Annotated in this window: 11 protein-coding genes and 1 pseudogene; 6 read left to right on the forward strand and 6 right to left on the reverse strand. The window is 59.0% G+C overall.

Annotated features, from left to right (window positions below):
- Positions 1-398: 398 nt before the first annotated feature.
- From RV1423_RS27565 to RV1423_RS27580, 4 genes are all read right to left on the reverse strand, one after another.
- Entirely contained in the window at positions 399-1181 is a 783-nt protein-coding gene (locus tag RV1423_RS27565) for an IclR family transcriptional regulator (protein WP_034303834.1), read from the reverse strand.
- A gap of 123 nt (positions 1182-1304) precedes the next feature.
- A complete protein-coding gene (locus tag RV1423_RS27570; RefSeq protein ID WP_034303827.1) occupies positions 1305-2702 on the reverse strand; it encodes a GntP family permease in 1398 nt (465 codons plus the stop codon).
- Positions 2703-2841: 139 nt separating this feature from the next.
- Positions 2842-3849 carry a 4-hydroxy-2-oxovalerate aldolase gene (dmpG, locus tag RV1423_RS27575; protein ID WP_034303829.1) on the reverse strand — a complete coding sequence of 336 codons (1008 nt, stop codon included), beginning with the start codon at positions 3847-3849 and terminating at the stop codon, positions 2842-2844.
- A gap of 13 nt (positions 3850-3862) precedes the next feature.
- Positions 3863-4807, reverse strand: a complete 945-nt coding sequence (locus RV1423_RS27580; protein WP_034303830.1) for an acetaldehyde dehydrogenase (acetylating) — start codon at positions 4805-4807, stop codon at positions 3863-3865.
- Positions 4808-4833: 26 nt separating this feature from the next.
- Between RV1423_RS27580 and RV1423_RS30265 the strand changes: the two genes are divergently transcribed.
- Positions 4834-4998 carry a hypothetical protein gene (locus tag RV1423_RS30265; protein WP_155835340.1) on the forward strand — a complete coding sequence of 55 codons (165 nt, stop codon included), beginning with the start codon at positions 4834-4836 and terminating at the stop codon, positions 4996-4998.
- Between the two features lie 596 nt (positions 4999-5594).
- Here RV1423_RS30265 and RV1423_RS29535 read toward each other — a convergent pair.
- Together RV1423_RS29535 and RV1423_RS27585 are read right to left on the reverse strand one after the other, a co-directional pair.
- Positions 5595-5789, reverse strand: coding sequence for a hypothetical protein (locus RV1423_RS29535; RefSeq protein WP_081769049.1), 195 nt, complete (start codon positions 5787-5789; stop codon positions 5595-5597).
- Between the two features lie 331 nt (positions 5790-6120).
- Entirely contained in the window at positions 6121-7383 is a 1263-nt protein-coding gene (locus tag RV1423_RS27585; protein ID WP_197035025.1) for a RimK family alpha-L-glutamate ligase, read from the reverse strand.
- Between the two features lie 364 nt (positions 7384-7747).
- Between RV1423_RS27585 and RV1423_RS27590 the strand changes: the two genes are divergently transcribed.
- The 5 genes and pseudogenes from RV1423_RS27590 to RV1423_RS30270 all read left to right on the forward strand — a co-directional run.
- Positions 7748-8404, forward strand: a complete 657-nt coding sequence (locus tag RV1423_RS27590) for a DsbA family oxidoreductase (RefSeq protein WP_034303831.1) — start codon at positions 7748-7750, stop codon at positions 8402-8404.
- A gap of 138 nt (positions 8405-8542) precedes the next feature.
- Entirely contained in the window at positions 8543-9511 is a 969-nt protein-coding gene (locus RV1423_RS27595) for a dienelactone hydrolase family protein (protein ID WP_197035026.1), read from the forward strand.
- Positions 9512-9735: 224 nt separating this feature from the next.
- Positions 9736-10473: a type 1 glutamine amidotransferase gene (locus RV1423_RS27600; protein WP_034303832.1), complete on the forward strand. Its 738-nt coding sequence runs from the start codon at positions 9736-9738 to the stop codon at positions 10471-10473.
- A 376-nt stretch (positions 10474-10849) separates the two neighbouring features.
- Positions 10850-11761, forward strand: coding sequence for a LysR substrate-binding domain-containing protein (locus tag RV1423_RS27605; RefSeq protein WP_034303833.1), 912 nt, complete (start codon positions 10850-10852; stop codon positions 11759-11761).
- Between the two features lie 128 nt (positions 11762-11889).
- Positions 11890-12015: pseudogene (locus tag RV1423_RS30270) on the forward strand (hypothetical protein); the annotation flags it as partial.
- Between the last annotated feature and the right edge of the window lie 139 nt (positions 12016-12154).

Consider the following 12154-nt stretch of genomic DNA (forward strand, 5'->3'; position numbering starts at 1 on the left):
GCTGAACCGAGCTTCGCATACTGCGTACATCTGATGTACGAGGGAGAGATGCTTATACAGTTATTTTTAGAATTCAGCCTTTAAATATAACCAAAAGTGTTATGAGCTATTTTTACCCTTATCTCGGCACAACCCCGGTCTCGCTGCGCTCAGTGTGAACTGACGCTGCGAGCAATAGACAATTTCCTGCAAATAGTAGAGTGATCAGGCGAAGAGAGGCAAATTCATGCGACAGATGCAATCCATTCATGCACCCGATGCCGACAAGTGACCGCCGCTCAGGCAACAAGCAGAGATCATTGTGAGACACCGTCTGACAGAGGCTTTCTTCTGCCGCGCTTCACAGCGCCCCTTACTCATCAGTGTGACGACGCGGCTGCGGCCGGACGCCGGACTGTTTAGCTCTGGTCGCCGCGCCAGCCCAGTTCGGTGCTGATGCTGTCGGCCGTTGCCCGCACCACCGCAATGAGGGACGTCATGCGTTCGCTATCCATATATTGCGCCGCGCTCGAGACGCTCACCGCCGCCACGATGCGGGCGCTGGCGTCGCGCACCGGTACCGCCACGCAACGGATCAGCGGCGTATCCTCGCCCAGATCGAAGGCGTAGCCGGCACGCGCATAGTGGCGCATGAGCTGCAGCCACTGCGCTTCGGCTTCGCTGCCGGTCTGGTCCGGATGGTCATGGGCAAACAGGGCGCGCCAGTCGGCTTCGCTCTTGTCGAGCAACAGCGCCTTGCCGACGCCGGTGGAGCAGACCGCCTTGCGGCCACCGATGCGCGAACTGATTTCGACCGAGCGCTGTCCCGGCAGCTTGTCCAGATACGCTACCTCACTATCCTCGAAGGCGGCCAGATGCACCGTGTCTTGCGTAGCCACCGCCAGTTTTTCCAGATGGATGCGTGCGGTCGCGGGCAAATTGCTTTGCTGATACGCCAGAAAGCCGAGTTCGATCAGCTTGCTGCCGAGGCTGTAGCCTTTGCGCGGTTCGAATTTCAGATACCGGATCTGCACCAGCGCCGAGGCCAGCCGGTGCGCCGTGCTGGAATTGATGCCGGTTTTCTCGCTGATGGCCGGCAAGGTGGTGACGCCATTGGCCACGGCGTCGACGATCTCGAGCCCGCGAAACAAGGTCTGGCTGGGGATGGCGCGTGTCGATTTGGGGGACGGACTGGAAGACATGGCAGCTGCCTGATAAGGCAAATGAGAAAAACCGCATTCTGACAGAATTTGCACGGCTTTTCGCAAGAATGCGAGCAGCTTCATTGCGAAGCCGCCCGCATGGAGAAAACAGGCGAGGGACAGTTACACGATGCCGGTGGTGTAGAACAGCACAATCGCGAAGGCGCAGGCCAGGGTCTTGATGATCGTGATGGCGAAAATATCGCGGTAGGACTGGCGGTGCGTCAATCCGGTCACGGTCAGCAAGGTGATCACTGCGCCGTTGTGCGGCAAGGTATCCATGCCGCCGCTGGCCATCGACGCGATGCGGTGGAAGACTTCCAGCGGAATGTGGGCAGCATGGGCGGCCTGAATGAAAGTGTCGCCCATCGCACCCAGGGCAATGCTCAGGCCGCCGATGGCAGAGCCGGTCATGGCCGCCAGGGCGGTAATGGTGACCGCCTCATTGACCAGCGGGTTCGGCACTGCCTGCAGCGCCTTGGCGGCGATGACAAAGCCAGGCAAGGCGGCAATGACGGCGCCAAAGCCGAATTCCGATGCGCTGTTCATGGCGGCCAGCATGGCGCCGCTGACAGCGTTCTTGCTGCCTTCGGAAAACTTCGGCAGCACCGTCCGCCAGCTGCTGACGACAACGGTCAGGATGCCGATGAGCAAGGCCCCTTCCACGCCCCAGATCGGCGCCGACTTGACTACATCGACCGTCAGCGGTGCCGACAGGCCCGGCAGGCTCAGGCTGTACTGCGCCATGTCGTACCAGGCCGGGATCCATTTACCGAACACGTAGTTGAGCGAACACACCAGCACCAGCGGGAACAGTGCCACCAGCGGATGCGGCAGGGATTCGTTCTTGTCGATGGCAGCGGGTTCGTTGATGTGATTGGCGCCGTACCCTTCCTGCGCCAGAACTGCCGCGCGGCGGCGCGATTCCAGATAGAGCATGCCCAGCACGAAAATGAACAGGCCGCCGAGGGTGCCCAGCCACGGCGCGGCCCAGGTACCGGTCTTGAAAAAAGTGGTCGGGATGATGTTCTGTACCTGCGGACTGCCGGGCAGGGAATCCATCGTAAAGGTAAAGGCGCCGAGCGCGATGGTGCCGGGAATGAGGCGCTTGGGGATATTACCCTGACGGAACATTTCGGCGGCAAACGGATACACCGCAAACACCACGACGTTCAGCGACACGCCGCCATAGGTGAGCAAGGCGCACACCAGCACGATCACCAGCATGGCGCGCTTCTGGCCGACCAGACGGATCACGGCAGCGCTGATCGATTTGGAATTGCCGGACAATTCAATGACCTTGCCGAAGATCGCGCCGAGCAGAAAGACCGGGAAGTACAGTTTGATGAAGACCACCATCTTGTCCAGAAAGATGGCCGTATAGGTTGGTGCGACGGCACCGGGGTCCGTCAGCAACACGGCGCCGAGTGCCGCCAGTGGTGCAAAGATGATGACGCTGAAGCCGCGATAGGCCATCAGCACCAGAAACGTCAAGGCCAGAATGACGATCAGAATATCCATGGTATTGCTCCCTTTTTATGATGGCCCGTGGCCCCGCATCGCTTGTGCAACGACACGGCCGGCCACGGACATCCGGTTGCGCGATGGCGCAACCTGTCTCTTGATTTATTTTCTGTTTTCCGGACTGGCGGCGGTCCGTTTAACGGGCGCCCGCCAGATCCAGGGCAACGTCGACGATCATGTCTTCCTGACCGCCCACCATGCGCCGGCGGCCGAGTTCGACCAGAATGTCGACGGTCTTGATGCCATACTTTTTTGAGGCTGCTTCGGCATGGCGCAGAAAACTTGAATACACGCCGGCATAACCGAGCGCCAGCGTTTCGCGGTCCACCCGCACCGGGCGATCCTGCAAGGGGCGCACGATGTCGTCCGCCGCATCCATCAGTGCATAGACGTCGCAGCCATGATTCCAGCCTAGCCGGTCGGCCAGTGCAATGAACACTTCCAGCGGGGCGTTACCGGCGCCCGCCCCCATGCCGGCCAGACTGGCATCGATGCGATGGCAGCCTTCTTCCACCGCCACCACAGAATTGGCTACGCCGAGACTGAGGTTGTGATGGGCATGCATGCCCAGCTCGGTTTCCGGCTTGAGTACATCGCGGAACGCACGGAAACGGTCACGCACGCCCTCCATGGTCAAGGCGCCGCCGGAGTCGACCACATAGACGCAGGTGGCGCCGTAGCTTTCCATCAGCTTGGCTTGTTGCGCCAGCTGTTGCGGCGTGATCATGTGGCTCATCATCAGAAAGCCGACGGTATCCATTCCCAATTGGCGGGCATAGGCGATGTGCTGGCGCGAGACGTCGGCTTCGGTGCAATGGGTGGCCACGCGGACCACGCGAGCGCCGGCATCGTAAGCGGCGCGCAGGTCATGCAAGGTGCCGATGCCGGGAATGAGCAGGGTCGTGATCTTGGCGCGCTTGACCGTCTCGGCCGCTGCGGCAATCCACTCGACATCGCTGTGGGCGCCAAAACCGTAGGTGAAACTGCCGCCCGACAAGCCGTCGCCGTGCGCCACTTCAATCGAATCGACCCCGGCCTCATCAAGCGCCCGGGCAATCGTGCGCACGTTGTCGAGGCTGTACTGATGGCGAATGGCGTGGCTGCCGTCGCGCAGCGTGACATCGGAAATGTAAAGTTTTTTCATCGGATTCTCCGTCCTATGCCGCGACTGCGGCCAGTTGCGTGTGTGCCATGCGGTCGGCGCAGGCCAACGCCGCCGAGGTCATGATGTCGAGATTGCCGGCGTAGGCCGGCAGGTAATGGGCAGCGCCCTCCACTTCCAGGAACACCGAGACCTTCAGGCCGCCCATCTTGCCCAGGCCCGGCACATTCAATGCCTGCGCATCGTCGAACAGATCGAACTGCACTTTCTGCTTGAGGCGATAGCCGGGAACATAGGCGTGGACCTGTTCCACCATCTGCAGAATGCTGTCTTCGATTGCGTTCTGATCGGCCGGCGCGGCCAGCGCGAACACGGTGTCGCGCATGATCAGCGGCGGCTCGGCGGGATTGAGCACAATGATCGCCTTGCCGCGCGTGGCACCGCCCAGCACTTCAATCGCACGCGAGGTGGTTTCGGTGAATTCGTCGATATTGGCACGGGTACCGGGACCGGCCGACTTGCTGGAAATCGACGCCACGATTTCCGCGTAGTGCACCTTGGTCACGCGCGAGATCGCCGCGACCACCGGTATCGTGGCCTGCCCGCCGCAGGTGACCATGTTGATGTTGCTCGCCCCCAGTTGCGCATCGAGATTGATGGCCGGGATCACATACGGGCCGATCGCGGCCGGCGTCAGATCGATCACGCGCACGCCATGAGCCTGCAACAAGGCGTTGTGATGCGCATGCGCGCCGGCCGAGGTAGCGTCGAAGGCGATGCGGATATCGGCAAATTCCGGCATGTTCAGCAAGCCATCAATCCCGTCGGCCGTCACCGGTACATTCAAACGGCGCGCACGCTCCAGGCCATCCGAGGCCGGATCAATGCCGACAAATGCGCCCATCTCCAGATGTTTTGCATTCCGCAAAACCTTGATCATCAGATCGGTCCCGATATTGCCGGACCCGATGATCGCCACTTTCACTTTGTTGTTTGACACGACTAGCCATCTCCGCAGGAAGAAAATTGATATTGCAAAAAGAGAGCGTGCGCTGCGCCACCGTCGCCGGTCCGGCAACGATGCTGACCTCGCAGGACATCGGAAGAATCAATCGCCGCCAAGGGGGCAACCGTGTCGCAAGCATCTCCACGTTTTTATTGTTGGCCCAGATGCTAAATCGGCGGATTTAAAATGTCAATATATGATAATCAATCTCAATATATGAGATTTTATCTGGAAAACTAACAGCCATGTCACTTCCCTGACCCGGCGACAGGCAAAGCTTGCCCCGTTGCGCAGAGAACGCACCTCCACCCGCTCGGAACGCCATAGCGTAAAAACGGCAAGGTACTTTGCGCGTGAGGATGCCGCCAGGCACGCCGTCATGAAGACGTTGCAGCTCGACGATTCAATGGCGGCAGGGTGTTGCGTCGTGGGATTTTTGTATCGTGATTTGAGGATGGCTCAACGGCACACCGTCATCACGCGCTCAGGAAAATGAATGGCTGAAGGCAGCCATCCAGACAGTGCACAGACCAGGGCGTGAAACCGATGGCAGACTGTGAATGCAGGTGCAGCCGGCAGCGCCGGGCCTGATGGCAGAACGAAATGAGGCGGGATCGTCTCGCCGGTCAGACCGGCGCGAACTGCTGCGATGGAAATTTTTTGTCACCGCCAACGACGCTGTTCACGCCTTGGCACGGTGTCTCTCGCGTTGTTCGCTCAATATTTCAACCGGCAATGACAGGCGGCTTAAAACAGGCGTATCCGCCCTGGACAGGACATCTCACTCCTCGCCCTCTGCTGCAGGGACTGGGGAGACGCAATGATTGTCCGCCTGCTCACCAGATCGCATCTCACCAACCGGGGTTGGAGAGAGCCTGGGCAGTTTTTTATTGACCAGACGCAGATTTTCAACTTCCGTGCCATCCGGTAATACCGCTTGTTCCGCAGATAACCAGCTTCCCGTATCTTTGTGCATTTCCAATTTTCCTTTGTAATGAAGCGTTTTCCTTCCGATACATTCTCGGTAGCGCCTTGCCGTGCATCGGCTTGCATGGTGTCCGTTGCATGGTGTCCGTTGCATGTTTTCGCGCAGTCGTTTCAATCATGCGGCAGGATCGAGAGCGGCGATCGTCTTGCGCCATTATCACAGCGCATCTGGCGACAGACATTGCGGTAGCGCAAAAAGGACTACGTAAAAACGAGATCGCCACGCCCGCTGCATGCTTGTTACCGTCCGGCTGCACTCCCGCCGGATAAAAACTCCCTGGATACGCCTCGCCATCCCTGCCCTGGTTCTTTAAAGCCGGTCAAATGGTGCCGGACGAAACTGCCGAGTCCAGCAGCTGGCGAAAGGCTTGCTGCACTTTCTGCATCTGCTCCTGTTTATAGGGAAACATTTCCGCAGAATCCATCGCATGAACCACGCTGATATTGTCGGCCTCGAAAAAGAGCAACTGTCCATCCTGCAACTCGGCGCAGTCGACCACGACATAGTCCAACCCCAGGCGCGCCCACATGATGCTCAAGGCCCTGGCATGGCGCCGACCGAAGCCGGTATCGAAGTGGCGCATGAAGTGCGCCTCTTCCTCTCGCCTGGCGGCGCTCCGCTCCATTCCTGCGCTCTGATAGTGCACCATCCAATGCTCGCTGATCGCCAGATGGCAGACAAAGGCGCGCCCCTGCAGCAGCGCAATCCGGCATTTCCGGTACAAGCCATCGGCACTGCGGTAGTCGACAAACGGTGCCACATAAAAGGCCGCGTCGGCGTGCAGCAGCAGATAGGCCATGGCCTCGCTGCAATCATTGATCCTCGCCAGACCCAGACCGCCGCTGGAGATCAGGGGGCGCACAATGGCGGGAAATCCGATGGTTCCGTGAACGGCAGCAGCGGGCACCTGGCTGTCGCCGGCAATACCTTGCAATACCGCCCGGTCGATCTGCCGGCACGGCGGCACCCGCAAGCCGTCGATGCCTTGCAGCAGCGTGCTGAGCCTGTCCCGCTCGACGCCAAATAGCGGTCCCGGCATGTTCAGCACGGGTGTCGTCAATCCGCGAATGAGCGGGCCGATTTTTTCGAACAATGCACGGTGCCGCACAAACTGGGCAATGGCAACGAAGACAAGGTCGTGATCAGGCAGGCGGTCCGGCAGCGGCAGATCGAGGGCGACATACACGACATCCATCGCCACATCGCTGCCTTCCAGCAGAAACTCGACTGGCGTGTTGTCGAGCATGAAGCCGGGTTTCGCAATGACAAGCAACCGCAATGACGCGGGTTGCCGATCCGCAGCCAACCGATAATGGGGTCGCAGACGGATGGCGTTTTCCTGAAACGTCCAGGCCAGTTCATCGTTGCCGCTCAGCGTCAGCAGCATCGCCATTTGCATCAGCATGGAGGCGCTGTCGTCGATGGCATTGGCCGATGCAAACAGATCGGCGGCGCTGCGACCGGATGCCATCAGGCGCATCAGGGTGCAGATACTGGCGTCGCGATACGGCGTCGCGTCGCAGGAAGCAGGCGAAGGCAGGTCGCTGAAAGGCGCTGAGCCGTGATCGGGTCGGGTGTGCAAGCAAAAACCTGGAGGCAAGGTGGAGGCGGTGCGAACCGTTTCCTTTATCAGTTGAAATTTGACGGTCAGCGGTCTTGGCCATCCGTCATGGTGTCGTCCCAAAAGTCGACATTATCAGAGAAAATATACGCTTCCGTGACGCCGGCGACAAACTTTTCGCCTCGCCCTCACCATAGAGATCGACCGCGTTGGTGTTGAGTCGTCGCTCGCACTCGGTCGCAGCAGGTGGGCGTGCCGAAGCCCCCTCCAATCAACAAACAGGTCCTTGCTGATACACCGTCAGATGCCAATCCCGCATCGGATTTACAATACCCCATCCATCAACAACACCTGACAACAGGTGTCACGCCATGAGGTATCGACCATGACCAACGCTTTGAAGATTGATTTCGTCTCCGACATCGTATGTCCGTGGTGCGCGATCGGACTGGCGGGTCTCAATACCGCGCTCGAACGCATCGGTCCGGGGACGCGTATCGATCTCGCCATCCATCCCTTCGAGCTCAATCCTGGCTTGTCTGCGGCCGGCCAGGTTCACCTTGAACTCATCACAGAAAAATACAACATCACCCCGGACCAGGCGCGCGTCAACCGTGAACAGATCCGGGCCAGGGCGGCCGCTGTCGGTTTCACCATGAACCGCGACGACGCCAGCCGCGTCTACAACACCTTCGACGCCCATCGCCTGCTTAGCTGGGCGAAAGAGAAAAATGTGCAGGCGGCGCTCAAACTGATCCTGCTCAAAGCCTATTTCACCGACGGGAAGAACATCGCGGACAGGGATGTGTTGGCAGAGCTTGCCGAGCAAGCCGGCCTGGACGGTGCCGAGGCAGGAGAAATGCTGGCATCGGATCGTTTCGCGCAGGAGGTGAAGGAAGAAGAAGCGCTGTGGGCCCAACGCGGCATCAGCAGCGTGCCGGCAGTCGTGGTGAACGACCGCTACCTGATCTCGGGTGGCCAGCCGCCGGAAGTGTTTGAAGAGCAGCTCCGAGCAATCCTGGCGGGCGACGCTCGCCAATGACTATCGGGTAGCTGGCGTGCGCGGATCATTGCCGGTTGGCGAGTAGAACAGAGAATGGCGCAGGAGCGGAAATTGGTACATCCACACCATCACAAACGCATAAGCACTTGTAAGATTTTCACTGCCATTGTCATGTGCATGGTCAGCATTGCAAGCGCATGCGCGACTTCAATAACGCCAGTCCCTCCTCGTGACGATGGCCATGGCAGCGCCATCGCCTTTGAGTCAGTCACGCCCAAACGCATCAAGGATTTTGTGGAGCGTACCGTCGACAATAAGGCCTCAATCACAGGGCGATTGGCGTTCCCTGAGGTGATGACTGCTGCCGTTCCGGCGGTGGTCATCCTGCACGGAAGCAGCGGTGTTAATCCAGGCGAGATGGTTTGGGCGCAACGCCTGAACTCGATGGGATTTGCCAGCTTCGTCGTCGACAGTTTTACGGGACGAGGCGTCACCAATACCGAAGCTGACCAAACGCAGCTGTCGATGGCGACAGGTGTAGCAGACGCCTACTTTGCTCTACGCCTGCTGGCGGCCGATCCACGGATCGACAAAAGAAAAATCAGCGTGATGGGTTTTTCGCGGGGAGGGATTGCAGCGCTTTATTCTGCGCTGGAGCCGTTTCGCCGCGCCTTGATCGAAGACGATCTCCACTTTGCTGCACATATAGCCTTCTATCCCGGATGCGGCATACATTACACATCGACGCATCTGGATGGCGCTCCGATACTGATGCTGCTTGGCGGCAAGGACAATTACACGCCGGCAGCGCCGTGTGTGACGTATGCCAACGATTTACGCAGGCAAGGCGCACAGGTCACGCTGAAGACCTACCCCGATGCCTATCACGGATTTGACAGGCCGACACGACTGCATGTCATCAAGTCAGCAACAAGCGCGCGCGAATGCCATGGCGCCTATGATCTGGATACAAACAAATTCACGATGCGCAAAGATGAGCAAACGCTGTCGGGGGCTGAGGCCACAGCAGAATCCAAGCGCTGTCTCAGCTACGGAGCGATGCTTGGCGGCGATGCGCTGGGGCGTGAACAAGCGCCGCTTGATGTCGCCGCATTTCTCAAATCTGTATTCAATAGCGACCAATGACATCCAGAGCCTGCGGCATGCCGATATGTCGGCAACCTGACAGGAGCGGACCGTAATTCAAGTGTCTCCTTCGCGAGGATGATGGCGCTCTTTTGCGTCTCAGGTAGTGAGATTTTTTACGCGGTTTTTACGTAAATCACATCAAATAGAATCCAGTTTTTATACTGAAGATTCTAAATTGAGGTCTCCATTACTACAGGCTTGTTGATGCAAGCCGTGACTCCATGAGACCAATCGCGATTCTTCAACACGAATCAACGCAAGGGCCGGGTGTACTGCGCGATCATTTAGACGAAAACGACATCCCGTACCGACTCATTTCTCCTGCATCGGATGGAAAAGCGCCCGTCGATGCAAGCAAGTTTAGCGGTATTGTCGTGTTGGGCAGCGATCACTGCGTGAATGAAACTTTGCCGTGGATCGAGGACGAGCGGACATTGCTGCAAGATGCCATAAGGCGGGACGTTCCGGTTCTCGGGCATTGCTTTGGTGCGCAGATGCTTGCGCGTGCCATGGGAGCGAAGGTCAGCCGCAATATCTGCCCGAATATCGGCTGGAGCCAAATTTGGATCACCCCGGAAGCGCAACAGATTATGGGACTGCCCAGGCAAGCGACCATCTTCAACTGGCATTACGATACTTTTGAAATTCCCGTTGGCGCCATCCGCACGATGTACGGCAGCCATTGCCTGAACAAGGGTTTCCACCGAGGTCGTCATTGGGCATTTCAAGGTCATTTGGAAGTCACCAAAGAAAGCATCAGGAATTGGTGTGCCGCCGGGCGAGCCGAACTCCTGCGCGCGCATGGACCGGCCGTTCAAAGCGAGACGCAAATCCTGAAAGAATTGCATGATCGCATTGAGGCATTGCACACGATTGCGGATCAAACTTATCGAGCCTGGAGCTGTCAGTTGGACAGGCCAGCCTTGGTTGCACTGAGCTCCGCCTCCTCCTGTGCCTGAACCACAATAGTCCAGAGCGCTGGTTAGCGCTGATGGAATGCCGGTCTTGCATTGGGGGAGCGGATGCCATTTTACCGGTGCAGAAGACGGCTTACGTTTCGATTGCAACAGCGTGGAATTATTGAAAAACAAAAGCGGCTGTTTGACGATATGGGTCCTGTTCTTTACGCGTTGTAAAGTGCGGGGTCGGGTGGCAGCCGCGCATTGCTGCAGCGTCGTCCCCTCAGAAGTGGGTGAGCGCGCGCGGCGCACCAGCGGTGCCGCGTGACCAGTGCGATTGTGCGGGGATGGCAAATGCGGGAGCAAGCGATAAAATCTCAGGTATTCTTCACGCGTGCGCATATTGCGGCGCATCAGAAAAAGAACCCGAGACGCCATGATTCCCCCGCTCACCTCCCTGATGGCATTTGAGGCCATCGCCCGCCGCAAGAGTTTCAACCTTGCCGCAGCCGAACTTCATCTCACCCCGTCGGCCATCAGCCACCAGGTTGCGCGCCTGGAAAAGCTGCTCGGTTTGCGCCTCTTTGAGCGCTCCACACGCGGCGTCGAACTGACCCCGGCGGGCCAGACTTACCTCAAACGGGTGGCCGGCGCCTTGGGGGCGATCAATTCGGCCACCGAAGATCTGCGCCATGGCGTGGAAAACTCGCTGTACATCCATTCGAGTCCCAGTTTCGCCAGCCTCTGGCTGATGCCGCGAATCGGCCGGTTTGCGCAGCGGCACCCCGAGATCTCGCTCGGCCTGTCCGCTTCGCCGGAGGAATCGGATTTCGAAATCGGCCAGGTCGATATCGATATCCGCTGCGGGCTGCCCCACTGGCCGGACCTAGACATCGAGCCCATTCTGGCCGAACGCATCGTGCCGATGGCCAGCCCCGCGTTCCTGAACAGACAGCGGATCGACGGCCCCGCCGACCTGGTCCAGGCGCCGCTGATCCAGTCGCGCGTGAGCCTGGTGCAATGGCCGGACTGGTTCGCGAAATACGCCCCCGAACTGCGTCCGGAGCGCATTGCGATGCGCTTCGATCGTGCCATGATGAGCATTGATGCGGCCGTGCAAGGACTGGGCATCGTGCTCGAAAGCACCGCGCTGAGCGCCGACCACCTCCAGGCCGGCCGCCTGCAGACAGTCTTCCCTACCGGGCTGAGCGTGGAAATCACCCAGCATTTCGCGGTCTGTCCGGCACGCAATGCTTCGCGGCCGGAGGTAATCAGCTTCCTGCAATGGCTGCGCGAAGAGAGCAGCCAGGCGCTCGGCCAGCCTTCTGTGGCGCCGGCGCCGGGCTAGATGACAAGGATTCAGTCACTCCTGAATTTTCATCGCTTGCCTCGGGAGGGGACTGTCGAAAAGAATGGACTCCTTTAATAAAAACGGAGACCAGCGTCCGGGCCAGCCTGCCCGGGCGTATCAATGCCATGACCGAACACCAACTGCAGCCGCTGGCGCACGCCATCCGCTTCCTGTCGATCGATGCCATTGTGCGGGCCACGGAAGGCCATCAGGGCGTGCCGCTGGGCATGGCCGAAATCGCCACGGCCCTCTAGAGGGTCGGCCGGGATTCGGGAAATTTTTGCAGGAATGATGTTAAACCCATGATTTAAAACGGATTTCCACCCACACTCCTTATATGAAGGCCGCTCTTTCGTGCCCGCTGTTAGACTTCCACCACGAGCACGAACA

It is taken from the genome of Herbaspirillum sp. RV1423, from assembly GCF_000577615.1.
In the GTDB taxonomy this organism is placed as follows: domain Bacteria; phylum Pseudomonadota; class Gammaproteobacteria; order Burkholderiales; family Burkholderiaceae_D; genus Herbaspirillum.